This is a genomic window from Mesorhizobium sp. B2-3-2, from assembly GCF_006442295.1.
GTDB lineage: Bacteria > Pseudomonadota > Alphaproteobacteria > Rhizobiales > Rhizobiaceae > Mesorhizobium.
The window spans coordinates 113,782-137,831 of record NZ_VFWA01000003.1 but is presented as its reverse complement, the minus strand read 5'-3'; the positions used below and the strand labels follow the sequence as shown (position 1 = coordinate 137,831).

The window sequence follows — 24,050 nt, the reverse complement described above, 5'->3', positions numbered from 1 at the left end:
GATGGACACGTTCGGGATGGGCACGGGAAGGCTTATAGCGCCGCCCTTATCGTTTCGGCAAACCGGCGCAGTTCGGAGCGCTGATAGGGCTCGCGCAGGCCGTGCCCCCACACCGGGCCTGGCCAGCCGGGATCGCCTTCCGAACGGGCGATGACATGGATGTGCAACTGGCGCACGATGTTGCCGAGCGCGCCGGTGTTGATCTTGGTGCAGCCGGTCACCTTCTTCAGCGCCTGCGCCACCATATTGGTCTCGAAGGTCAGCATTGTCTGGTCTAGCGGCGTCATGTCGTGGATTTCCTCGACGCCCGGCCGCTGCGGCACCAGAAGCAGCCATGGCCAGCGGCGGTCGTTCATCACGCGCAATTCACACAGCCCAAGCCACATCAACTGCTCGCTGTCCGCCTCCAGCCGGGCATCCAGCGTGAATCCGGCCTTCAGGCCCGGCAACATCGGCGTTTCCCTTGCTTTCGGTGTTTTCCTCAGAGTTCATGAACGCTAGAGCGGCTGCATCGAGGCTGCAAGCGAATCTCGCGGCTGGTGCAGCCGATTTGCCTGCGCTCTTGCATTTCGTCGCGCAATTGCCGATATGGACGGCGGGAGGTTGGTGGTGGACGATCCACTCGCCAACCGGGTCAGGTCCGGAAGGAAGCAGCCCTAACGAGCCCGGAACGGGTCATTGTTCCAGCCTCCCACCTCATCGGCCCTTCTCGCGACGTTGACGACGCATTGCAGCGCGGGCGAAACTATGCGCAGGAATCGGTCGCCTTTTGGCGCGGCCATTTGGAGTTTTGCGGGCGAATGAGCGAAGCCGGAAATTCGGGACCAAAAAGCCTGGAGATAGGCAAGGCCGGCGCCTATCGCGTGCTGGCGCGCAAGTACCGTCCGGCGAATTTCTCCGAGCTGGTCGGCCAGGAGCCGATGGTGCGCACGCTCACCAACGCTTTCGCCACCGGCCGCATCGCCCAGGCCTGGATGTTGACCGGCGTGCGTGGCGTCGGCAAGACCACGACCGCGCGCATTCTCGCGCGGGCCCTGAACTATAAAACGGCAACAGTCGACCAGCCGTCGGTCGATCTTTCCGTCCTCGGCGAGCATTGCCAGGCGATCATGGAAGGCCGCCATGTCGACGTCATCGAGATGGATGCCGCCTCGCACACCGGTATCGACGACATCAGGGACATCATCGAACGGGTGCGCTACGCGCCGGTCTCGGCCCGCTACAAGGTCTACATCATCGACGAAGTGCACATGCTGTCGACGCAGGCCTTCAACGGCCTGTTGAAGACTCTTGAAGAGCCGCCGCCGCACGTCAAGTTCATCTTCGCCACCACCGAAATCCGCAAGGTGCCGATCACCGTGCTGTCGCGCTGCCAACGCTTTGACCTGAGGCGCATCGATGCGGCTGTCGTGAAGGCTGATCTCGCCCGGATAGCGGGCCTGGAGGGCATCGAGGCGGACGACGACGCGCTGGCAATGATCGCGCGTGCCGCCGAAGGGTCGATGCGCGATGCTCAATCGATTTTCGACCAGGCCATCGCGCATGGCGGCGGTGCGGTCAGCGCCGAAGCCGTGCGGGCGATGCTGGGCCTTGCCGATCGCGCCCGCGTCGTCGATTTGTTCGAACATGTCATGAAGGGCGATGTGGCGGCGGCACTGGCTGAATTGCGCGCGCAATACGACACCGGCGCCGATCCGGCCGCCGTGCTGACCGATCTTGCCGAATTCAACCATCTCGTCACCCGGCTGCGCTTCGTGCCGACCGCGGCCGACGACGCGGCGCTGTCGCAGGACGAGCGCGAGCGCGGCGCCGATTTCGCTCGGACGCTCTCGATCAAGGTGCTGTCGCGGACGTGGCAGATGCTGCTCAAGGGCATCCCGGAGGTGCAGTCCTCGAACCGGCCGGTAAGTGCGGCCGAGATGGTGCTGATCCGGCTGGCGCACGCGGCCGACCTGCCGACGCTGGACGAGGCATTGAGGTCGCTGGAGAACGGCCTGCCGGCGCCGGGCGCCGCGCCGCGTTCGAACGGCGCGCCGGCGAGCCCCGGTAATGGCGGCGCTCCTGGTGGCAACGGCGCCAGCGCAGTGGCGCAGGCGCGCATGCCCGGCGGGTCGGGCGGCGCGCAGACCATGCGGCTGGTGGAGGCCGCGCCCGCTCCGGCCGCCTTCGTTTCGCCTGTGCAGCCGGCGCCGGAGGCGCAGCCAATACCGCTGAAATCGCTGGCCGATATTGTCGCCCTTGCCGACGCGCAGCGCGACATCGCCTTCAAGGTGCTGGTCAAGCGCTGCATCCGCCTCGTGCGCATCGAGCCCGGCCGCATCGACGTCAGCCTGACCGACGATGCGCCCAAAATGCTGCTCAACGATTTGACGACCAAGCTGCGCGCCTGGACCGGTCGCAACTGGCTGGTGTCGCTGTCGAAGGAAGAGGGCGGCCAGACGCTGGCCGAAATGGAATCGACCAGGCGCGAGAACGCTTTGCTCGATGCCAAGAGCGATCCGACGGTCGCCGCCATCCTGGCGCGTTTTCCCGGCGCCAGGATCATCGACGTGCGCATTCCCGACGCGCCGGAAGCCGATGCGGTCGAAGCCGAAGTGCCGGTCGAGCCGCCGGCGGACGACGACGAACCCTGACGAAACCACGACTCTGCAAAGGATCGGACCATGAAAGATCTTCTCGGCCTGATGGGCAAGGCGAAGGAAATGCAGGCCAAGTTCCAGGCCATGCAGGACGAGATCGCCACAGTCGAAGCCGTCGGCCAGGCCGGCGGCGGCTTGGTCATCGTGACGTTGACCGGCAAGTTCGAGATGAAGTCGCTGAAGATCGACCCCTCTCTGTTCAAGGAGGATGAGGTCGAGATCCTCGAAGACCTGCTTCTGGCCGCCCACAATGACGCCAAGTCCAAGGTCGAGCAGATCATGCAGGAAAAGACCAAGGCGCTGACCGCCGGCCTGCCGATTCCGCCGGGAATGAAACTGCCCTTCTAAATGCATGTCGCCCAAGAGTGTGCGAGGGTTTTGGGGATAACGACATGCATAAAGCCAAAGACTAGTTGGCCATGGCCGAAGAGCCGTCCGAAAGGCTGATCGAGCAGCGTATCCGCAACAGGATCTACGAGATCCTGGAAATCCTGGCCGATTCTGATGCCGGCGTCGATCTCGTCGGCATCAAGGGCTATTTCAACCTGTTCGAGGATTTCGTGCATCGCCCCTCGATCGAAGCGGGCACCTCGGCGCTCTCGAAGGAAGAACGCGCCATCGTGCTGGAGATCGCGGATTTCCTGGAGGCTGCCGGGGAGGCCAACCCCGATTTCACCAGGTCCGAGTTCATCGACAGCGACTGGCCGGGAAAGATCGCGCCGGTCGCCCGGAATGCGCGAGCATTGTTCCTGAAGCGCGGGCTGTTCTCGGAGAAATTCGAAGAAATTGAGCCAGGACGGCCGGCTGCGATTTCAGCCGGGCGATAATGCATGTCGCCCAAAAGCGGTCTCGGCATGGACAAGGGCGTGCATAAAACAAAGGCTTGAGGTCCGGATCTTGCCACGTAACTGTGCCAGTTTGGCAACAGCATCTCACCAATAACGTTTTAGCCATCATTTTGCCTGAAAGTGTCTCATTCTTGCCGCAGCCTGGGGGCGGGCATCGAAGTGAGAGGGTTACCTGTTGATTTCCACGCGATGGAAGACGCCGCTATTGCTCGGCGTCGTCACGTCTCCCCTGTTCCTGGCCGCTTGCAGCCAGACCGCGTCACACGGCATGTCCAGCCTGACCGACGCCATCACGCCGAGTTTCCTGAGCTCCCGCGGCTACCACACGCCGAAGGACAGGGAATGCCTGGAAAGGGCGATGTTCTTCGAATCCAACCGCTCGAGCCGCGATGGCATGATCGCCGTCGGCACTGTCGTGATGAACCGGCTGCGCTCCGGCAAGCATGGCGACACCATCTGCGCGGTGGTGGGCGAGCGCGGCCAGTTCGCGCCCGGCGTCATGACCAGGCCGATGAATTCGCGTGCTATGCCCGATGTCGAGGAAGCCGCCGAGGCCGTGCTCAAGGGCGAGCGCAAGGCCAAGCTCAAGAACACGATGTATTTCCACACCGCGGGCCTGCGCTTCCCCTACAAGAACATGCATTACACCATGGTCGCCGGCGGCAATGCGTTCTACGAGAAGCGCGGCCGCAACTGGCAGCCGCTGCCGGACGAGCCGACGGTCGCGGTCGCTTCGGCGGAAACGCCGGCAGCCTTGCCCGGAGTAGCCGCGACTCGCGTCGCTTCCGCCGAACCGGCGGCCAAGACATCCGATCGCGCCGCTGCGGCCTACGTGACTGCCGGGGCGGAGCCGGTGCGCTCCGGCAAGCCGGCCCAGCAGACCTACGTGACGGCATCGGCTGCGCCGGCCGCAAAGTCCGCGCGCGTCCAGGAGAAGCCGACGGTGGTGGCGATGCAGGAGCCGATGGAGGAACCGGATGCCGCTCGCTTTGGCGGGACCTTGAACACGAGGGTCATTTCCTCGGTGCAGGGTGCGCCGCAGGAAGCGGCGATGGGGTTCCAGTCGACGCCTGAGAATACCGACGCCATCGCCGCGATGATCGTCAGCCAGAACCGGCCGCTCGAAACCAACTAAGGCGGGCCGCAGCTGACGGGCCGCAGGTGCTGGTTGGAGATGCTGTCCGGACGCAAAACCGCTTCGCACTTTTCGTGGAATTGCTCTAGATCAGGGCAATGTCCAAGCGAATCGCGGGTCCCGAGATCGAACGCCTGATCCAGCTCCTGGCCAAAGTGCCGGGGCTTGGTCCCCGCTCGGCCAGGCGCGCCGCGCTGCATCTGATCAAGAAGAAGGAACAGCTGCTGTCGCCGCTCGCCGCCGCCATGGGCGAGGCGGCCGACAAGGTGCGCATCTGCTCGACCTGCGGCAATGTCGACACGTCGGACCCCTGCATGATCTGCACCGATCCGCGCCGTGACGCCGCCACCCTCATCGTCGTCGAGGATGTCTCGGATCTCTGGGCGCTGGAGCGGGCGGCGGCGATGAATGTGCGCTACCACGTGCTGGGTGGTACGCTGTCGCCGCTCGACGGTATCGGCCCCGATCAGCTCAACATCCGCTCATTGGTCGACCGCGTCGCCGGCGGCGAGGTCAAGGAGATCATCCTGGCCGTCAATGCCACGGTGGAGGGCCAGACCACAGCCCATTACCTGACCGATCAACTGTCCGGTTTCGAGGTGAAGATAACGCGGCTGGCGCATGGCGTGCCGGTCGGTGGCGAACTCGACTACCTTGACGAAGGCACGCTGGCGGCAGCGCTGCGCTCCAGGACGGCGTTTTGACAGGGCTGGCGGGGAGGATGCGCGCCATGATTGTCACGCATCTTTTGAAGCTGGTGGGGCACGCCCCCCTCTGTCCTGCCGGACATCTCCCCCTCAAGGGGGGAGATCGACTGTTGTCTCTGCTTTCGCCAACCGCCACCGCTCAAAAAACGCCAAGCGCGAAACTGCCAATCTCCCCCCTTGAGGGGGAGATGTCCGGCAGGACAGAGGGGGGCAACACAGAACGCGGACTTCGCCAGCTCTGTCTTGCGTGCTTCCTGGCTGCTCTCGCCTTCCATGTCTTCGCCACACCCGCCTCGGCCGCCCCCATCGACGACCAGTTCCGCTCCTGGCTGCAGAACGACCTCTGGTCCGACGCCAAGGCCAAAGGCATCTCTCAAAAAACCTTCGCCGCCGCCTTCGACGGGGTCAAACCCAATCTCAAGCTGCCCGATCTTGTCATGCCCGGCGAGAAGCCGAAGACCCCGCAGAAGCAGCATCAGGCCGAGTTCGGCTCGCCCGGCGCCTATTTCGCCGAGAAGACCATCCGCGCCATCACATCGGGCGGGCGGACGCGCGAGGCGGCCAACGCCAGGACGCTCGCCGCGATCGAGAAGCGCTATGGCGTGCCGGGCGAGGTCCTTTTGGCGATCTGGGGCCGCGAAACCGGGTTTGGCGCGGCGAAGATGCCTTACGACGCCTTCGAGGTGCTGGGTACCAAGGCGTTCATGTCGACGAGGAAGGACTTCTTCCGCACCGAACTGCTGGCGGCGCTCGAGATCGTCCAGCGCGGATTGGCCCCGGTGAATGCGATGAAATCGTCCTGGGCCGGCGCGCTCGGCCAACCGCAATTCATGCCGACATCGTTCCTCAAGCATGCCGTCGATTTCGATGGCGACGGGCGTGTCGACATCTGGCGCTCGACGCCTGACGTGCTCGCCTCGATCGCCAACTACCTCGTCCATTATGGCTGGGTGAGGGGGCGTGGCTGGGGCTTCGAGGTGACCGTGCCCGAGAGCGTCTCCTGTTCGCTCGAGGGCCCCGACCAGGGCAAGACAATCTCGCAATGGGCCGCAATGGGCATCAGGCGTGTCGGCGGCAAGGCATTCCCGGCGAGCGAACTGAAGGCCGAGGGCTTCCTGCTGATGCCGGCCGGCCGCAGCGGCCCGGCCTTCATCGCCACGCCCAATTTCTACGTGCTGAAGCAATACAACACCAGCGACCTCTATGCGCTGTTCATCGGCCATGGCGCCGACCGCATCGCCCATGGCGATGCCAATTTCTCCGGCAGCTGGGGTGCGGTCGGCGACCTCCACCGCTCCGACATCGCCGCCCTGCAGCGGGCGCTGGAGGCCAAGGGCTACGATGTCGGCAGCGCCGACGGACTGCCCGGCTTCAAGACCCGCCGCTCGATCGGCGCCTGGCAGGAAAAGAACGGCAAGCCCGCCACCTGCTTCCCCGATGCCGGGTTGGTTGCCGCGCTGAAGTAACTCCCAAGTCATGGTTTTTTCTCGATTGCCGGCCTCTGTTGGCCTTCGCCTGCTCCGGCTCGCCCGCCTGCCACTATGATCCAGTGAGCCGACGCATAAATGCTCGTTGCCGGCCGCGAGGCCGCCGGATATGCTGTTGACCAACTGGACAAAAACCACGACGGTAAGTGGTCAAAGGGGGCCCTTGTCGGCCTGGAAAAACACCGCAACCCTGAGCCGGGAACTCAGGTCAACAAAACAGGGAACAATCACCATGATGATGGAAAAGCTTGCTCTACGATCCCGCATTCTGCTTGCGGGTGCCGCAATGTCGGCGCTGCTTCTGGCGGGAGCGCCGGCTGGCGCGGTCACGCCCGCCGACACGCTGGTCGAAGGCTTCGCCATCGACGACATCATCTCCATGGATCCGGGCGAGGCGTTCGAGCTGTCGACCGCCGAGGTCACCGGCAACACCTATGACCTGCTGGTCCGGCTCGACCTCAGCGACACCTCCAAGGTCAAGGGCGATCTCGCCGAAAGCTGGACCGTCTCCGACGATGGCCTGACCTATACGTTCAAGCTCAAGCCCGGCCTGAAATTCGCCTCGGGCAACCCGATCACCGCGGCCGACGTCGCCTATTCGTTCGAACGCGCCGTCAAGCTGGACAAGAGCCCGGCCTTCATCATCGGCCAGTTCGGCATCAGCGGCGACAATGTGACCGAAAAGGCCAAGGCGGTCGACGACAGCACCTTCCAGTTCACCGTCGACAAGGCCTATGCGCCGAGCTTCGTCTTGAACTGCCTGTCGGCCACCGTCGCCTCGGTCGTCGACGCCAAGCTGGTCAAGGAACATGTCGCGGCGGTCACGCCGAGCGCCGACTACAAATGGGACAATGATTTCGGCAATGCCTGGCTGAAGACCGGCTATGCCGGCTCGGGCGTCTACAAGCTGCGTGAGTGGCGCGCCAACGAGGCCGTCGTGCTCGAACGCAACGACAATTACTACGGCGAAAAGGCCAAGCTTGCCCGCGTCATCTACCGCAACATGAAGGAAAGCTCGGCACAGCGCCTGGCGCTCGAGGCAGGCGACATCGACGTCGCCCGCAATCTCGAGCCGAACGACCTCGACGCCATTGCCAAGAACGCCGACCTCACCACCACCAGCGCGCCCAAGGGCACCGTCTACTATATCAGCCTCAACCAGAAAAACCCGAAGCTCGCCAAGCCCGAAGTCCGCCAGGCTTTCAAATATCTGGTCGACTATGACGCGCTGAGCTCGACCATCCTCAAGGGCATTGGCGAAATCCACCAGACTTTCCTGCCCAAGGGCGTGCTCGGCGAACTGGACAAGAACCCGTTCAAGCTCGACGTCGCCAAGGCCAAGGAACTGCTGGCCAAGGCGGGCCTGCCCGACGGCTTCAGCGTGACCATGGATGTGCGCACCGGCCAGCCGACGACCGGCATGGCGGAATCGATCCAGCAGACGCTCGGCCAGGCCGGCATCAAGCTGGAGATCATTCCCGGCGACGGCAAGCAGACGCTGACCAAGTATCGCGCCCGCAACCACGACATCTATATCGGTCAGTGGGGCCAGGACTATTTCGATCCGAACTCCAATGCCCAGACCTTTGCCTCGAACCCGGACAATTCGGATGAGGGCAAGTCCAAGACGCTGGCCTGGCGCAACGCCTGGGACATTCCGGACCTGACCAAGCAAACCGAAGCGGCTTTGCTGGAGAAGGATTCGGGCAAGCGCGCCGACATGTACAAGGATCTGCAGCAGAAGATCCTCGACACCAGTCCCTTCGTCATCATCCACCAGCAGCTGGAAGTCGCCGGGTTGCGCAAGAACCTCAAGGGCTTCGCGCTCGGCCCGAGCTTCGACACCAATTTCGTCGGGCCGGTTTCCAAGGAATAGCGCCGGCGGATGAGCGTAGCTGAAAATCAGGCGGCGGCAGGGCGCGGCAGCGCCCGTGCCGTCGCCATTTTCTCATCGATCGGCCGCTTCCTGGTGATCGCGATCACGACCTATCTCGGTCTGCTCGCGGTGACCTTTTTCATCGGCCGCGTCATTCCCATCGACCCGGTATTGGCCGTGCTCGGCGACCGGGCGCCGGCCAATGTCGTGGAACGCACGCGCCGCGAGATGGGTCTCGACCTGCCGCTGGTCGAGCAGTTCTACATTTATGTCAAAAATGCCCTCAATGGTGATTTCGGCACCTCGGTGCTGACCACCAATCCGGTCATGACCGACATCCGCCGCGCCCTTCCGGCAACGACGGAACTGGCGACGTTGGGCACGCTGATCGGCGCATTGTTCGGCGTGCCGCTGGGTGTGCTGGCTGCCGTCAGGCGCGGCAGCATCATCGACCAGGTCGTGCGCGTCATCGGCCTGATCGGCTATTCCGTGCCGATCTTCTGGCTTGGCCTGCTCGGGCTCGTCCTGTTCTACGCCAAGCTGCAATGGGTGGCTTTCCCGGCGCGGCTCGACGTCGTCTACGAATACACCTTCACGCCGATCACTGGTTTCTACCTTCTCGACTCGGCGATGCAGGGGCAGTGGGACGTCTTCTGGGATGCCTTCCGCCACATCATCCTGCCGGCCTCGTTGCTCGGCTATTTCTCGCTTGCCTATATCAGCCGAATGACGCGCTCCTTCATGCTCAACGAACTTACCCAGGAATACATCGTCGCCGCGCGCGCCAAGGGCCTGTCGGAAACCCGCATCATCTGGGCTCATGCATTGCGCAATGCCGCCGTGCCGATGGTGACCGTGATCGCGCTCTCCTATGCCGGGCTGCTGGAAGGCTCGGTGTTGACCGAGACGGTCTTCTCCTGGCCTGGCATCGGCCTCTACATCACCAATTCGCTGCAGAATGCCGACATGAACGCTGTGCTCGGCGGCACCATCGTCATCGGCTCGGTGTTCATAGCCATCAATCTCCTCTCCGACCTGCTTTACCGCGTGCTCGACCCGAGGACGAAATCCGCATGAGCGCCGAGGCGATCCAGAGCCGCCGCGACTGGCTGCTCAGCGAGCGGCCGGCCTCGCGCATGCAGGCAAGGCTCGGCCGCGCCTATGTCGCGTGGCGGCGTTTCTCCGCCAACCGGCTGGCCTTTCTCGGCCTGCTCATCATCATCGCGCTGCTGGTCATTGCCGCCCTTGCCGGGGTGCTGGCGCCTTATTCGCCGACCTTCGGCGATCTGAAGAACGCGCGCCTGCTGGCGCCAAGCGCTGAGCACTGGTTCGGCACCGACGATCTCGGCCGCGATATACTCTCGCGCATCCTCTACGGTTCGCGCTGGACGCTCTATGTCGTCATCCTGGTCGCCATCATCGCCGCCCCCATTGGCCTCGTGGTCGGCACGGTCGCCGGCTATGCCGGCGGCTGGACCGATGCCATACTGATGCGCATCACCGACATCTTCCTCGCTTTTCCCAAGCTGATCCTGGCGCTGGCGTTCGTCGCGGCCCTCGGCCCAGGCATCGAGAACGCGGTGCTCGCCATCGCCATCACCTCCTGGCCGCCCTATGCCCGCATCGCGCGTGCCGAAACGCTGACCGTGCGCAATTCCGATTACATCAAGGCGGTGGAACTGATGGGCGCCTCTCCCTTCCGCATCGTTCTGCGCCACATCATGCCGCTCTGCATCTCCTCGCTGATCATCCGCGTGACGCTCGACATGGCCGGCATCATCCTCACCGCCGCCGGCCTCGGCTTCCTCGGGCTCGGCGCGCAGCCGCCGCTGCCCGAATGGGGCACGATGATCGCTTCGGGCCGCCGTTTCGTGCTCGACCAATGGTGGGTGGCCGGCGCGCCGGGCTTCGCCATCCTCATCGTCAGCCTCGGCTTCAACCTGCTTGGCGACGGCCTGCGCGACGCGCTCGACCCGCGGAGCGGTGACCAGTGAACGCTAATAGCAAGACGCTGCTCGAAGTCGAGGATCTGCGCGTCACCTTCCCGACGCGCACCGGGCTGATCGAGGCAGTGCGCGGCATCTCTTTCTCGCTCGGCCGCGAGCGGCTCGGCATTGTCGGCGAGAGCGGCTCGGGCAAGTCGCAGACCGGCCGCGCCATCATGGGGCTGACGCCGCCACAGGCGCGGATATCAGCCAAAAAATTGGCCTTCGACGGCATCGACCTGCTCGGCGTCTCGGCGCGCGAGCGCCGCGCGCTGCGGGGCAATCGCATCGCCATGATCCTGCAGGATCCGAAATATTCGCTCGACCCGGTGATGAGCATCGGCCGCCAGATCGTCGAGACGCTGCGCACGCATGAGAAGGTCTCCAAGGCCGAGGCGCGGGAGAGGGCGCTGGCCATGCTGGAGGCGGTGCAGATCCGCGACCCCGGGCGTGTCTTCGACCTGCATCCGCACGAGGTCTCCGGCGGCATGGGCCAGCGCGCCATGATCGCCATGATGCTGATCGCCGGGCCGGAAATGATGATCGCCGACGAGCCGACCTCGGCGCTCGACGTCACCGTGCAACTCGACGTGCTCGGCATTCTCGACCGGCTGGTAGCCGAGCGCGGCATGGGGCTGATCTTCATTTCCCACGATCTGCGCCTGGTCTCGTCCTTCTGCGACCGCGTCATCGTCATGTATGCCGGCAAGGTGGTGGAGCAGCTCAAGGCCTCCGAACTCGGCCGCGCCCAGCATCCCTACACGCGCGGCCTGCTCAACTGCATGCCCAAGATCGGCGCCGATCGTCACCCGCTGCCGGTGCTCGACCGCAAGCCGGAGTGGGCGGCATGACGTCAGCAATCGCCGTCGACGGGCTGGAGGTCGTCTTCGACCGCTTTCGCGCGCTGAAGGGCGTCAGCCTGGACGTGCAGCCGGGCGAATCCTTCGGCCTTGTCGGCGAATCCGGTTCCGGCAAATCGACGCTGCTCAGGGCGATCGCCGGCCTTGCGCCGGTCGCTTCGGGCAGCATCACGGTCAATGGCAAGAAGCTCGGCGCGCGTCGCGACAAGGCCTTTTACCGCGAAGTGCAGATGGTCTTCCAGGATCCGTACGGTTCGCTGCACCCGCGCCAGACCATCGACCGCCTGCTGCAGGAGCCGCTCGCCATCCATGGCTTTGGCGACGGCGAAAAGCGCATCCAGCGGGCGCTGGACGAGGTCGGCCTCGGCAACGGCTTCCGCTTCCGCTACTCGCATCAATTGTCCGGCGGCCAGCGCCAGCGCGTGGCGATCGCGCGCGCGCTCATCCTCGAACCTTCGGTCCTGCTGCTCGACGAGCCGACTTCGGCGCTCGATGCCTCCGTGCAGGCCGAGGTGCTCAACCTGCTTGAGGAGGTCCGCCGGCGGCGCAAGCTGACCTTCCTGATGGTCAGTCACGACCTCGCCATCATCACCCATATGTGCGAGCGGCTGATGGTGATGCAGGGCGGCGAGGCAGTGGAGAATCTGGCGGCTGGCGATCTTGTAGAACGGCGTGTGACAAAGGATTATACGCGCAATCTGCTGAGGGCATCCGAGGGGTTTGTGAGAGTGTAGCGGAACTTTCAAACGTCGCGTCCCGTGCGCCCCCCTCTGGCCTGCCGGCCATCTCCCCCACAAGGGGGGAGATCGGCAGTCATTGCGGCTTTCGCCAATCACCACCGTGGCATGATTGAGCGTGGCGCCGAAGCCGCCAATCTCCCCCCTTGAGGGGGAGATGGCCGGCAGGCCAGAGGGGGGTGCACGGAACGCGACGCTGATCGCAACTTGTCTTCAGGGCCTGCCGCTTTCCGGGATGGCATCATCGGCCGGCGCAGTGCTTTCCTGCCCTCGCTTCGGCTCCTTGATCCGGAACCACGTCACATAAAGCGCCGGCAGGAACAGCAGCGTGATCGCAGTACCCGCGATGATGCCACCCATCATCGCGTAGGCCATCGGTCCCCAGAACACTTCGCGCGCGATCGGGATCAGCGCCAGGCTGGCGGCGGCGGCCGTCAGCGCAATCGGCCGCATGCGGTGTTCCGTCGCTTCGATGACGGCGGCCCAGCGGTCCTTGCCCTCTGCGACAAGGTCCTCGATCTGCACGATCAGGATGACCGAGTTGCGGATCAGGATGCCGATCAGCGCCAGGACGCCGAGAATGGCGACGAAGCCGAGCGGTGCCCCGCTGGGCACCAGGGCCGCCACCACGCCGATCAGCCCGAGCGGCGCCACCGCAACGACCAGGAACAGGCGCTGGAAGCTCTGCAGCTGCACCATCAGGATGGTTGCCATCACAAACAGCATCAGCGGCACGACGGCCGCGATCGGCCCCTGGCTCTTGGCGCTTTCCTCAACGGAGCCGGCGGTCTCGATCGAATAGCCCGGCGGCAGCTTGGCGATGAAGGCATCGACCGAAGGCTTCAATTCGCTGACCACCGTTGCCGGCAGAACGTCGCCGACCAGGCCGGCCCGCACCGTGATGGTCGGGATGCGGTCGCGTCGCCACACCGTCGGCTGTTCGAGCTCGTAGCGGAAGTTGGCCACCGCCGCGAGCGGGATGGCCTCGCCGGTGCTGGTCGGCAGTTGCATGTTCCGCAACGTCTCGATCGAACCGCGTTCGGCCTCGCGCGAGCGCGCCACCACGTTGATCAGGTAGGTGGCGTCGCGCACTTGCGTGATGGTGGCGCCGCCGACGGTGCTGTTGAGCGCGCTGGCGATGTCGGAGGAGGTGATGCCGAGCTGCCGCGCCTTGTCCTGCAGCACGTCGACCCTGAGCACGCGCTGCGGCTCGTTCCAGTCGAAGGTCGGCGCGGCGAGTTTGGGATTGGCGGAAATCACGCCGGCGAATTGCTGCGCCAGCGAGCGCACGGTCTGGATGTCGGACCCGCCGACGCGGTACTGCACAGGGCGGCCGACAGGCGGTCCGAGTTCGAGCAGCTTCACGAAGGCGTCGGTACCGACGAATTCCTCGCGCAGCAGCTTTTCCAGCGCCGGCTTCACCCGGTTGCGCGCCTCGATGCTCTTGGTGACGATGACCGTCTGGCCGAAATAGGGATTGGCCGGTTGCACGTCATAGGCGAGCACGAACCGCACCGCGCCCTGGCCGATATAGGACGAGAAATGGTCGATGTCGGGATTGCCGACCAGCGCCCGCTGCTCGAACCGCTCCATCTGCTCGCGCGTGTCGGCGATCGAGGAATTCTGCGGCAGGTTCCAGTCGACGATCAGCTCCGGCCGGTCCGAAGGCGGGAAGAATTGCTGCTGCACCAGGCCGAAGCCGGCGATCGAGGCGGCAAACAACAGCACCGTGGCGATGATGGTCAGCCAGTGATGGCGCACCGAGCCGACGAGGACACGCCGGAACAGCGAGGTGAAACGGCCCGGCTGGTCGTGGTGCTTCGTCTTCATCGTCGCCGGCAGGATGGTGACGCCGAGCAGCGGCGCGAACAGCACCGCCACGATCCACGACACCAGCAGCGACACGGCGATGACCACGAACAGGGTGAAGGTGTATTCGCCTGCGGCGCTGTTGTTGAGCCCGATCGGGATGAAGCCGGCAACCGTCACCAGCGTGCCGGTCAGCATCGGGAATGCGGTCGATGTGTAGACATAGGTCGCCGCCTTGCGCAGACTGTCGCCGACCTCCAGCCGCGCCACCATCATCTCGACCGCGATCATGGCGTCGTCGACCAGAAGCCCGAGCGCGATGATCAGCGCTCCGAGCGAGATGCGCTGCAACGAAATGCCGAGATAGGCCATGACCGTGAAGGTGATGGCCAGCACCAGCGGGATCGACAGCGCGACGACGAAGCCGGCGCGCATGCCGAGACTGATGAAGGACACGGCCAGCACGATGGCCACCGCCTCGAACAAGGCACGCGTGAAGCCCGAGACCGCCTCCTCGACGATGACCGGCTGGTCGGCGACCAGATGCACGCCGACGCCTACCGGCAGGTCGGCCAGCACCTTGTTCATCGCCTCATGCAGCGCCTCGCCGAATTTGAGCAGGTTGGCGTTGGGCTTCATGCCGATGGCGAGCCCGATCGCGTCCTGGCCGTTGAAGCGGAACAGTGCCGTTGGCGGATCGACATAGCCGCGCGTGATCGTCGCCACGTCGCTCAGCCGGAAGAAGCGGTCGTTGACGCGAAGGTTGATGGCGCGCAGGCTGTCTTCGGAGGTGAACTGGCCGCCGACGCGCACGCTGATGCGTTCCGGGCCGGACTGGATGACGCCGGACGGGGTGATCGCGTTCTGCGCCTGCAGGCTGGCCACGATCGCCTGCTGGTTGAGGCCGAGCGCCGCGATCTGCCGGGTCGAGAATTCAAGGTAGATCGCCTCGTCCTGGGCACCGACCAGATCCACCTTGCCGGCATTCGGCACGGTCAGGATTCTTGTCCTGACATCCTCGACATAGTCGCGAAGCTGGCGCGGCGTCAGCCCGTCCGAGGTGAAGGCGTAGATGTTGCCGTAGACGTCGCCGAAGCGGTCGTTGAAGAACGGTCCCTGGACGCCTTGCGGGAACTGCGCCTTGATATCGTTGACCATGTTGCGCACCTGAATCCAGTTCGGCACGACATCGCGCGCCTTGGTGGTGTCCTTCAGGTTGACGAAGATGACGGTCTGGCCGGCTGTGGTGATGGATTTCGTGTAGTCCAGGCTGTCGAGTTCCTCGAGCTTCTTCTCGATGCGGTCGGTCACCTGCTGCACCGTCTCCTTGACCGAAGCGCCGGGCCAATTGGCCTGGATGATCATGGTCTTGATGGTGAAGGCGGGGTCTTCCTCACGGCCGAGGTTGAGATAGGAGAAGATGCCGGCCGCAACGAAGACCAGCATGAAATACCAGACCATCGAGCGGTGGTTGAGCGCCCAGTCGGAGAGGTTGAAGCCCTTCACGAGGCGCCTCCCGCGGGCAGTTTGACCTTCTGGCCTTCGGTCAGGCTGTGGACGCCGGCGGTGACGACGCGCATTCCCGCTTCCAGTCCCTGAGCCACCGTGAAGGTTCCGCCGTTTCTGGAGGCAACCTTGATCTCGCGCGTGCTCACGCTCGACGTCTGCGCATCGACGATCCACACCCTGTCGGAGCCGTTCCTCTGGAGCAGCGCCGAGAGCGGCAGTTCGATCGTCGGCTCCACCGTGGTCATGCGCGTTGCCGTCACGGTCGAGCCGAGCCGGAAGGCCTGCGGCGGATCCGTGAGCGTCAGCCGCACGCGTCGCGTGCGCGTCGAACCCTCGGCCTGCGGCGCGATCTCGCGCAGCTTGGCCTCGGTCCGGATCGTCGGCAACGATTGCAGGATGACCTGGAACGGCGTGCCGGCCGTGAGATCGCCGGTCAACTGGTCTGGAATATCGACCACCGCTTCGCGCGGGTCCGAGCGCGCCACGGTGACGACCGTCTGGCCGGGGGAGACCGTCTGGCCGACCTCGGCGCCGACAGCGGTGACGACGCCGTCGAAATCGGAGAACAGCCTGGCATAGCCGAGCTGCTCCTGCGATTTGGCCAGCGAGGCCTTGGCCCGCTCGACACTGGCCTCGGCCGCCTTCCTCGCCTGCTGCGCGGCATCGAAGACGGCTTGTGTGGTGTTGGCGGTGGCAAGCAATTGGCGCTGGCGCTCCTCGCTGGCGGCGGCGTTGGCAAACTGTGCCTCGGCATTGGAGAGCTCGGCCTTGGCCGCCTGGACGGACAGCTCCAAGGCGGTCGGATCCAGTGCCGCGATCGTCGTGCCCTTGCTGACGATGTCGCCGACATTGACGTCGCGGGACACGACCCGGCCGAGCAGGCGAAAGGCGAGATCGGCGCTGACCTGCGGCTCGACCGATCCGGCGAAGCCGAAGACCTGCGTCGTGCGCGGCTCGACCACCACCGACAGCACCGGCCGGATGATCTCCGGCGGCTTCTCCTCCGATTTCGAGCAGGCGGCGAGCGCGCCAAGCGCGATCACGCCAAGCAGGAGGCGCGGCAGCCGGCTCATTGGCCCGCTCCCGATATCTCGATTGCCTGGCCCGCACTGAGCAGCTGTCCGCCCGCGGTGACGACGCTTTGGCCCTCCTCCAGTCCCCTGGCGATGACGACGGTGCCGGAATTGAAAGCCAGCACCTCGACCGGCGCCATCGTCACCGTCCCGGTCGAGGGATCGACGATCCAGACCGCCGGCTTGCCGGCGCTGGACATTAGTGCCTGCCAGGGCAGCAGGATCGCCTTCGCCGGTTTTGCGCTGACCGAGCCGATAACGGCGGCGCCCAGCGGCATGCCGGCGGGCGTATCGGCAATGCCGACCTTGACCCGGATCGAGCCCGACGCCGGATCGACCGCCGGCGAGATTTCGCGCACCTTGCCCGTTGCCCTGATCTGCGGATCGGACAGGAGCGTGATCGTCACCGCCGGCGACGTCGGCGTCCTGGCGACCAGCGTCTCCTGGACGTTGAACACCGCGTCTCGGTCGCCGTCCTCGGCGACGGTGAAGACGGTCTGCGCAGCCTGCACCACCTGGCCGGTTTCGACCTGGCGGGCGGTAATGACGCCCGCGGCGCTTGCCTTGAGTTCGGTGAAGGACAGGTTCTGCTTGGCATTGGCGAACGCGCTCTGCGCTGCGTCGAGGCTGCCTTGCGCCACCTTCAATGCCTGGTCGGCGGCGTCATAGTCGCGCCTGGTGGTGTAACCCTGAGCAAGCAGCGTCTTTTGCCGCCCGAAGGCGGCGGCGGACTGGGTCAACTGCGCTTGCGCCGCGTCGAGATCGGCCTGCGCCGAGCGCAGATCGGATTCCTGTTCCTGCGGGTCGATGCGGGCAAGCACCGCGCCTTTGTCGACATGCTGGCCGACATCGGCAAGCCGTTCGGCGACGCGGCCGCCGACCCGGAACGACAAATTGTTCAGCGTGCGCGCCGCGATCACCCCAGTCAGCGAGGTTCTCGGCGCATAGTCGGCCATCGCCACGGTCTCGGTGCGCACCATGATCGGCAGTTTTTTCTCGGCCGCTTCCTGTTTTTGACAGCCGGCCAAAAGCAGGGCGGCGATGCAAGTGAAAAGCGCCGCGCCGATGGGAAAGGTCAAAAAATTGGAAGGTTTGGCCGATGGCGGCGAGACGGACGATGTCGCGTTCCTGCTCATGGGCTCCCTCGGCCGCGGGCAGCTCGCCGATCGCGATGCCTCGCGGATCCCGGCACGATAGTCGATCTCCCGAAAAAGAAAACCGGTCTCGCACACGGATCAGGGCTCCGAATTTCGGACCGACAAAGGCCTGACGACGGCCAATCCCGCTGTGCCGGTTTCTGATAATAGGAATTTTTTCTTGACTGGGTGAAGGCAACTATGGTAGATATTGGGTTATGGTGCTTAGTTGCGCCAAGGGACCCGCCGCACAGGCGGGTTTTTCCGTTCAATGCTCCTCTATAGCGCGCCGCGAAGGCTCCGAACCCGTTACGCGGTCCGTTGCCCTGGTACAGGTATCGCCGGCTGGTCAGGCGCGATACCTCAGGCCCAATCGCCTGCCGGCGGTGCCGACTTGAGGAAATCATGAAATAAGCCCAGAAGACATCTGATCAAGCAGAACGGGCGCCGGCCCATGAGGGACATCATGAAGAACTCAGCCATTTCCGAACGCAAGAGCCAGTCGATCTCGCGCGGCGTAGGCATGACCACCCAGATCTATGCCGACCGGGCCGAGAACTCGGAGATCTGGGATGTCGAGGGCCGCCGCTATATCGATTTCTCCTCCGGCATCGCCGTCGTCAACACCGGCCACCGCCACCCCAAGGTCATCGAGGCGGTCAAGGCGCAGCTCGACCGCTTCACCCACACCTGCCACCAGGTGGTGCCCTATGAGAGCTATGTAAGGCTGGCCGAACGGCTGAACGGCCTTCTTCCGGGCAAGTTCGAGAAGAAGACGATCTTCGTCACCACCGGCGCGGAGGCGGTCGAGAACGTCATCAAGATCGCCCGCAATGCCACCGGCCGCCAGGCCGTCATCGCCTTTGCCGGCGGCTTCCATGGCCGCACCTTCATGGGCATGGCGCTGACCGGCAAGGTCGTGCCCTACAAGGTCGGCTTCGGCGCCATGCCGGCCGACGTCTTCCACGCGCCGTTCCCGGTGCCGCTGCACGGCGTGTCGGTGGCCGATTCGCTTGCCGCGCTCGATCGACTGTTCAAGGCCGACGTCGATCCGGCCAGGGTCGCGGCCATCATCGTCGAGCCGGTGCAGGGCGAGGGCGGTTTCTATGAAGCGCCGCGCGATTTCATGACCGCGCTGCGCAAGATCTGCGATCAGCACGGCATCCTGCTCGTTGCCGACGAGGTGCAGACCGGCTTCGCGCGCACCGGCAAGATGTTCGCTATGGAGCATCATGAGGTGACTGCCGACATCACCACCATGGCCAAGGGCCTGGCCGGCGGCTTTCCGCTGGCGGCGGTCACCGGCCGCGCCGAGATCATGGATGCGCCTGGCCCCGGCGGGCTGGGCGGAACCTATGGCGGCAGCCCGATCGGCGTTGCCGCCGCGCACGCGGTGCTTGACGTGATCGAGGAAGAGAAATTGTGCGACCGCGCCAATTCGCTCGGCGCCAGGCTGAAGCAGCGTCTGGGCTCGATCCGCGACGACGTCCCGGAAATCGTCGACATCCGTGGCCCCGGTTTCATGAATGCGGTCGAGTTCAACGACGTCAGGAAGGGCTTGCCATCGGCGGAGATGGCCAATGCTGTCAGGCTGAAGGCGCTCGACAAGGGGCTGATCCTGCTCACCTGCGGCGTCCACGGCAACGTCATCCGCTTCCTGGCGCCGCTCACCATTCAGGACGGCATCATGAACGAGGCGCTCGACATTCTGGAAAGCTCGATCCGCGAAGTCCGCGCCGCCTGAAAAGGCGGCGCCAGTTTCCTGACGGCCCATGCCGAAGCGGGTGGACGCGCGGTCAGGAGCTCGGATTTTGAAGCCAGGCTGGAATGTCCCGCTTGGCATACAGCACTCGCCACACATCGACAGTGTCGGGCTGCTCAACATAGAAAATCAGATATGGATAGCGCTTAAGCTTCACACACGGCGCAGACCGGGCAGTCCAAGTTCGTAGGCATACCTGAGAGAGCCGGATGCTGGATGGTTCGCTATCAATTTATAGGCGTTTTGAAGCTCCTCGACGTAGCCCAATGCCACATGCGAACCAACTTCGCTCACATAGTAGTCGATAGCGTCCTCGATATCCCGCAGAGCTAGTTTTCGAGGAACAACTGTCTTTATAGCGACCTATTTACTGACCCTGCGCCCGCTTCCGCAGCGCGGCAAAATAGCTGTCGTCAACGGGAACACCCGGCTCGGATGCGCCTTCAAGGAGCAGGCCGCGCAGGCGTTGGCGGTCCTGATCGTGGCGGATCAATTCACGCACATACTCGCTGCTTGTGCCATAGCCGCGATCCGTTACTTGCTGATCGACGAAATGCTTCAAGCTGTCTGGCAGCGAGATATTCATGGTGCTCATTCAGGCATTCTATGGGGAATGGCAAAAATTGGCAATCCTATGCACTGGCCCTGGTTGGCTCCATGTTCTGAAACGCGGCCAGCGCCGCCTTCAGTCCGTCGGGTCCCGCCGCAACCATCTGAGGCGTCGGCGAGAAGCCGGCGCCGAGCATCTTGCGGCCGAGCATATGATCGCCGGGGCGGTTGACGGATTCGATGCCGAGCAACCTGTCTGCGGCATAGTGGTAGATCGAGAACTTGTTGTCGGCGAGATCGCCCAGCACGACATGGCTGTCGCCGCCGGATGTCAGGCCGACCATCTGCAGCTTCATGTCGCCGATGTCGGACCAGAACCAGGGCACGGCCGAATAGGCGTCGGCGTGGCCAGTGATGGTGCGCGCGGCAAGCCGCGCCTGGTCGGTGGCGTTCTGTACCGATTCCAGCCGCACGTCGCCGCCGGTGAACCAATGCCGATAGGAGGCGGCGTCGCCGATGGCGAGGATTTCCGGCACCGAGCTGCGCATCTGGTGGTCGACGCGAATGCCGTTGGCGATGGTGAGGCCGGCTTCCCCGGCCAGTTCGACATTGGGCACGGCGCCGATGCCGACGACGACCATGCGCGCCGGCAGCCTTTCGCCTGACGAGGTGATCGCGGCAGTGATATGGCCGTTTTCGCCTTCGAGCCTTGCGATCGTGGTGCCGGTGAGAATGTGCACGCCGATAGCCTCCAGCCGTTGGCGGACATGGCTCGCCACGACCGGCGCCACGGCGCGGCCAAGCAGCCGGTCGACCGCTTCCACGACCGTGACGGTGCGGCCGGCCGCCCGCAGCGTCGCCGCAATCTCCAGCCCGATGAAGCCGCCGCCGAGGATGACGACGTCTTCACTCCGTGCGCTCAAGTCCCGGATCAGGCGGGCGTCCTCCAGCGAGCGCAACGACACCACGCCGGACAGATCCGCGCCCGGCAGCGGCAGGAGGCGCGGGCGCGAGCCGGTGGCGAGGATCAGATGATCGAAGGCAAATTCGCCGCCGCCTGATATTTCCAAACGGCGGCTGCCGGCATCGATGCGGTCGATCCGAACGCCCGGCCGGTAGTCGACGGCGTTGCCGGTGTAAAATGCCTCGCCACGCAAGGGTTGCGGCTTGGCCTCGGCATCCTTGATGAAGGTCTTCGACAGCGGCGGCTTGTGATAGGGCAGTTCGTTCTCGTCGCCGACGAGGACCACCGGCCCCTCATAACCCTCCTCGCGCAGGCTTGCCGCCGCCTGCACGCCCGCATGTCCCGCACCGACAATGACCACGCCGTTCTTCATCGCATTCCGATCCCAAGCTTGATTTTAGGGTGTCTCGCCACGTGGCAATTGTCTGGCGCCGCCGCAAGGAGGCATTTGCGGGTCGCACCCGGAACGGCGGCTGTCAATCGGACAGTTCGGTGACGAACTCGGTACACGGTGCAGGCGGCTAAAGTTGACTATCGCAGTTTAGAATAATTCTAAACTGTTGTTTCGATTGAGTTTTCCTGTCGATTTTCGTTGACTTCCATCGGTCCTGAAGCTTTATGGAGCCTCGCGCATCGGCGCATCCCTTTGATGTCTGGGCCTTGAACCCTTTCGATTGGAGGCATTTTGGTGTCTTTCTTCTTCGACCCGCGCGACAGCGCGGCATACCCCGCGAATGACGGCCTGCACATGGCCTGGCGCCGGTTGTCGCGCGCGCCGTTCACAAGATTCCCGAAAAACTGGAGAGCGATAATGACGGCACGACATGGCAGCAGGCTTGCGGCGATCGGTGCCACGGCCCTGCTGACGGCGGCGGTGTTCGTGCTGCCGGCCAAGGCCGAGAACGATCCCAAGGCGGTCATCAAGACCTATGCCGACATCGCGCTTGCCAAATACGAGGATTCGCTGACCACCGCGCAGGCGCTCGACAAGGCGGTCGACACCTTGTTGGCCAAGCCTTCGGCCGAGACGCTCAATGCCGCCCGCGAGGCCTGGAAGGCATCGCGCGTTCCTTACCAGCAGACCGAGGTCTACCGCTTCGGCAACAAGATTGTCGACGACTGGGAAGGCAAGGTGAATTCCTGGCCGCTGGACGAAGGCCTGATCGATTATGTCGCCAAGAGCTACGGCACCGAATCCGACGCGAATTCGCTCTATACGGCCAATGTGATCGCCAACAAGGAGATCGAGATCAACGGCAAGAAGGTCGACGCCTCGAAGCTTTCGCCGGAATTCCTCGCCGGCACGCTGCAGGAGGCGGGCGGCGTGGAGGCCAATGTCGCCACCGGCTACCATGCCATCGAGTTCCTGCTCTGGGGCCAGGACCTGCACGGCACCGGACCGGGCGCCGGCGAGCGCCCCTACACCGATTATGATCTCAAGAACTGCACCGGCGGCAATTGCGACCGCCGCGCGGAATATCTGAAGTCCGCAAGCACCCTTTTGGTGTCCGACCTCCAGGAGATGGTCGGCGACTGGAAGGAAGGCGGCGCTGCGCGCAAGAACCTGGTCGACGGCGAGCCGAACGCCGCCATTTCGGCCATCTTCACCGGTATGGGCTCGCTCTCCTACGGAGAACTCGCCGGCGAGCGCATGAAGCTCGGCCTGCTGCTGCACGATCCGGAAGAGGAGCATGACTGCTTCTCCGACAACACCTACAATTCCCATCTCTATGACGCCGTCGGCATCCGCGCCGCCTATCACGCCAGCTACACCAGGCTGGACGGCACCGTCGTTTCAGGGCCGTCGGTGGCGGACATGGTCAAGGCGGCCGATCCGGCCATCGACAAGGAACTGTCTGACAAGCTCGATGTCACCGTCGCCAAGATGGAGGCGATCAAGGCCCGCGCCGAAGGCGGCGAGGCTTACGATCAGCAGATCGCCGAAGGCAACACCGAGGGCAACGCCACGGTGCAGGCGGCAATCGACGCACTGATCGACCAGACCAAATCGGTCGAACGCGCCGTCGGCGCGCTGAAGCTCAACGCCATCGCCTTTGAGGGTTCAGACAGCCTCGACGCGCCGGACAAGGTGTTCCAGTAAGCGTCGAAGCTGGAAGCCCGGGCCGGGGTCACACGGCTTCGCCCGGGGAAGATAGAGCCAAGCCACACGGCGCGGGAGGCGCCGTCAGCCATCCGAGCAAGTTTATGCTGATCTGCCATTGCAACATCATCACCGAGAAGGAGATTGAGCAGACGATCGTCGGGCTGCTGGACCAGGATCCCTGGCAACTCATCGTGCCGGCAAAAGTCTATCACGCCATGCACAAGCGCGGTCGCTGTTGCGGCTGCTTCCCAAATGTGGTCGAAACGATCATTCGGGTCACCGAGAAATACCACGCCCGCTCGGAGGCGAGCGGCGTTGACATCGTTTCACATCTGGATCGCGTCAGAGGCCTGCGCGTCCAATACGGGAGCAGAACCCATGAAAGGCGAACCACAGATCATCGAGCGGCTTAACGAGGCTCTGTTCCTGGAGCTTGGTGCCGTCAATCAGTATTGGGTGCATTTCCGTCTGCTGGAGGATTGGGGATACGCCAAGCTCGCCAAGAAGGAACGCGCCGAATCGATCGAGGAGATGCACCATGCCGACAAGCTCGTGGCCCGTATCATCTTCCTGGAAGGCCATCCCAATCTGCAGTCCGTGGCGCCGCTGCGCATCGGACAGAACGTGAAGGAAGTGCTCGAATCCGACCTTGCCGGCGAGTATGACGCTCGCACCGCCTACAAGCGCTCGCGTGAGATCTGCAACGAAGCCGGTGACTATGTCAGCATGAAGCTGTTCGAGGAGCTCTTGGCCGACGAGGAGGGGCACATCGACTTCCTCGAGACGCAGCTCGATCTGCTTGCCTCGATCGGCGAGGAAAAATACGGCCAGCTCAATGCCGCATCGGCGGACGAGGCGGAGTAAGGGCAT

The 24,050-nt window shown here is 64.2% G+C and carries 21 protein-coding genes, 1 other RNA gene and 1 pseudogene; 16 read left to right on the top strand and 7 right to left on the bottom strand.

Annotated features, from left to right (window positions below; all coding sequences use genetic code 11):
- Positions 1-32: 32 nt before the first annotated feature.
- Complete coding sequence (locus FJ964_RS09355) at positions 33-452, bottom strand: HIT family protein (protein ID WP_140496869.1); 420 nt, start codon at positions 450-452, stop codon at positions 33-35.
- 146 nt (positions 453-598) lie between these two features.
- Here FJ964_RS09355 and ffs point away from each other — a divergent pair.
- From ffs to FJ964_RS09290, 12 genes are all read left to right on the top strand, one after another.
- An RNA gene (ffs, locus tag FJ964_RS09350) (signal recognition particle sRNA small type) lies at positions 599-695 on the top strand.
- A 105-nt stretch (positions 696-800) separates the two neighbouring features.
- Positions 801-2,633 (top strand): DNA polymerase III subunit gamma/tau, encoded by a 1,833-nt coding sequence (locus FJ964_RS09345; protein ID WP_140550120.1) that lies wholly within the window; start codon positions 801-803, stop codon positions 2,631-2,633.
- 30 nt (positions 2,634-2,663) lie between these two features.
- Complete coding sequence (locus FJ964_RS09340) at positions 2,664-2,987, top strand: YbaB/EbfC family nucleoid-associated protein (RefSeq protein WP_140550119.1); 324 nt, start codon at positions 2,664-2,666, stop codon at positions 2,985-2,987.
- A 71-nt stretch (positions 2,988-3,058) separates the two neighbouring features.
- Positions 3,059-3,466: a hypothetical protein gene (locus tag FJ964_RS09335; protein WP_140496863.1), complete on the top strand. Its 408-nt coding sequence runs from the start codon at positions 3,059-3,061 to the stop codon at positions 3,464-3,466.
- A 196-nt stretch (positions 3,467-3,662) separates the two neighbouring features.
- Positions 3,663-4,622 (top strand): cell wall hydrolase, encoded by a 960-nt coding sequence (locus FJ964_RS09330; protein ID WP_140550118.1) that lies wholly within the window; start codon positions 3,663-3,665, stop codon positions 4,620-4,622.
- Between the two features lie 98 nt (positions 4,623-4,720).
- Entirely contained in the window at positions 4,721-5,326 is a 606-nt protein-coding gene (gene recR, locus FJ964_RS09325) for a recombination mediator RecR (protein WP_027026645.1), read from the top strand.
- A gap of 191 nt (positions 5,327-5,517) precedes the next feature.
- A complete protein-coding gene (locus FJ964_RS09315; protein ID WP_140550117.1) occupies positions 5,518-6,795 on the top strand; it encodes a lytic murein transglycosylase in 1,278 nt (425 codons plus the stop codon).
- A gap of 253 nt (positions 6,796-7,048) precedes the next feature.
- Entirely contained in the window at positions 7,049-8,692 is a 1,644-nt protein-coding gene (locus FJ964_RS09310) for an ABC transporter substrate-binding protein (protein WP_140550116.1), read from the top strand.
- A 9-nt stretch (positions 8,693-8,701) separates the two neighbouring features.
- Positions 8,702-9,769, top strand: coding sequence for an ABC transporter permease (locus FJ964_RS09305; protein WP_140550115.1), 1,068 nt, complete (start codon positions 8,702-8,704; stop codon positions 9,767-9,769).
- Positions 9,766-10,686 (top strand): nickel transporter permease, encoded by a 921-nt coding sequence (gene nikC / locus FJ964_RS09300; RefSeq protein WP_140550114.1) that lies wholly within the window; start codon positions 9,766-9,768, stop codon positions 10,684-10,686. The genes FJ964_RS09305 and nikC overlap by 4 nt, the downstream gene beginning before the upstream one ends.
- Positions 10,683-11,528: an ABC transporter ATP-binding protein gene (locus FJ964_RS09295; RefSeq protein ID WP_140550113.1), complete on the top strand. Its 846-nt coding sequence runs from the start codon at positions 10,683-10,685 to the stop codon at positions 11,526-11,528. The genes nikC and FJ964_RS09295 overlap by 4 nt, the downstream gene beginning before the upstream one ends.
- Complete coding sequence (locus FJ964_RS09290) at positions 11,525-12,271, top strand: ABC transporter ATP-binding protein (protein ID WP_140550112.1); 747 nt, start codon at positions 11,525-11,527, stop codon at positions 12,269-12,271. Before FJ964_RS09295 ends, FJ964_RS09290 begins: the two co-directional genes overlap by 4 nt.
- 216 nt (positions 12,272-12,487) lie before the next feature.
- Here the strand turns inward: FJ964_RS09290 and FJ964_RS09280 are convergent, their stop codons facing one another.
- Genes FJ964_RS09280 through FJ964_RS09270 form a run of 3 tightly spaced genes read right to left on the bottom strand, consistent with a single transcriptional unit; the run spans position 12,488 to position 17,801 of the window.
- Complete coding sequence (locus FJ964_RS09280) at positions 12,488-15,589, bottom strand: efflux RND transporter permease subunit (RefSeq protein ID WP_140550111.1); 3,102 nt, start codon at positions 15,587-15,589, stop codon at positions 12,488-12,490.
- Positions 15,586-16,665: an efflux RND transporter periplasmic adaptor subunit gene (locus tag FJ964_RS09275; protein ID WP_140550110.1), complete on the bottom strand. Its 1,080-nt coding sequence runs from the start codon at positions 16,663-16,665 to the stop codon at positions 15,586-15,588. The genes FJ964_RS09280 and FJ964_RS09275 overlap by 4 nt, the downstream gene beginning before the upstream one ends.
- A complete protein-coding gene (locus FJ964_RS09270) occupies positions 16,662-17,801 on the bottom strand; it encodes an efflux RND transporter periplasmic adaptor subunit (RefSeq protein WP_140550109.1) in 1,140 nt (379 codons plus the stop codon). Before FJ964_RS09270 ends, FJ964_RS09275 begins: the two co-directional genes overlap by 4 nt.
- A 466-nt stretch (positions 17,802-18,267) precedes the next feature.
- On the opposite strand from FJ964_RS09270, the gene FJ964_RS09265 reads away from it, so the two are divergent.
- Complete coding sequence (locus FJ964_RS09265) at positions 18,268-19,545, top strand: 4-aminobutyrate--2-oxoglutarate transaminase (protein ID WP_140550108.1); 1,278 nt, start codon at positions 18,268-18,270, stop codon at positions 19,543-19,545.
- A gap of 52 nt (positions 19,546-19,597) precedes the next feature.
- Here FJ964_RS09265 and FJ964_RS09260 read toward each other — a convergent pair.
- The 3 genes and pseudogenes from FJ964_RS09260 to FJ964_RS09250 form a co-directional block, all read right to left on the bottom strand.
- Positions 19,598-19,920 (bottom strand): annotated as a pseudogene (locus FJ964_RS09260) (type II toxin-antitoxin system RelE/ParE family toxin).
- Positions 19,921-19,930: 10 nt separating this feature from the next.
- Positions 19,931-20,158 carry a type II toxin-antitoxin system ParD family antitoxin gene (locus FJ964_RS09255; RefSeq protein WP_140550107.1) on the bottom strand — a complete coding sequence of 76 codons (228 nt, stop codon included), beginning with the start codon at positions 20,156-20,158 and terminating at the stop codon, positions 19,931-19,933.
- Between the two features lie 37 nt (positions 20,159-20,195).
- On the bottom strand, positions 20,196-21,449 hold the full coding sequence (locus FJ964_RS09250; RefSeq protein ID WP_140550106.1) for an FAD-dependent oxidoreductase: 1,254 nt from the start codon (positions 21,447-21,449) through the stop codon (positions 20,196-20,198).
- Positions 21,450-21,887: 438 nt separating this feature from the next.
- Between FJ964_RS09250 and FJ964_RS09245 the strand changes: the two genes are divergently transcribed.
- The 3 genes from FJ964_RS09245 (at position 21,888) to bfr (ending at position 24,044) form a co-directional block, all read left to right on the top strand.
- Positions 21,888-23,177, top strand: coding sequence for an imelysin family protein (locus FJ964_RS09245; RefSeq protein ID WP_140550105.1), 1,290 nt, complete (start codon positions 21,888-21,890; stop codon positions 23,175-23,177).
- Positions 23,178-23,281: 104 nt separating this feature from the next.
- Entirely contained in the window at positions 23,282-23,593 is a 312-nt protein-coding gene (locus FJ964_RS09240) for a (2Fe-2S)-binding protein (protein ID WP_140550104.1), read from the top strand.
- Positions 23,559-24,044: a bacterioferritin gene (gene bfr, locus FJ964_RS09235; protein WP_140550103.1), complete on the top strand. Its 486-nt coding sequence runs from the start codon at positions 23,559-23,561 to the stop codon at positions 24,042-24,044. Before FJ964_RS09240 ends, bfr begins: the two co-directional genes overlap by 35 nt.
- Positions 24,045-24,050 lie beyond the last annotated feature (6 nt).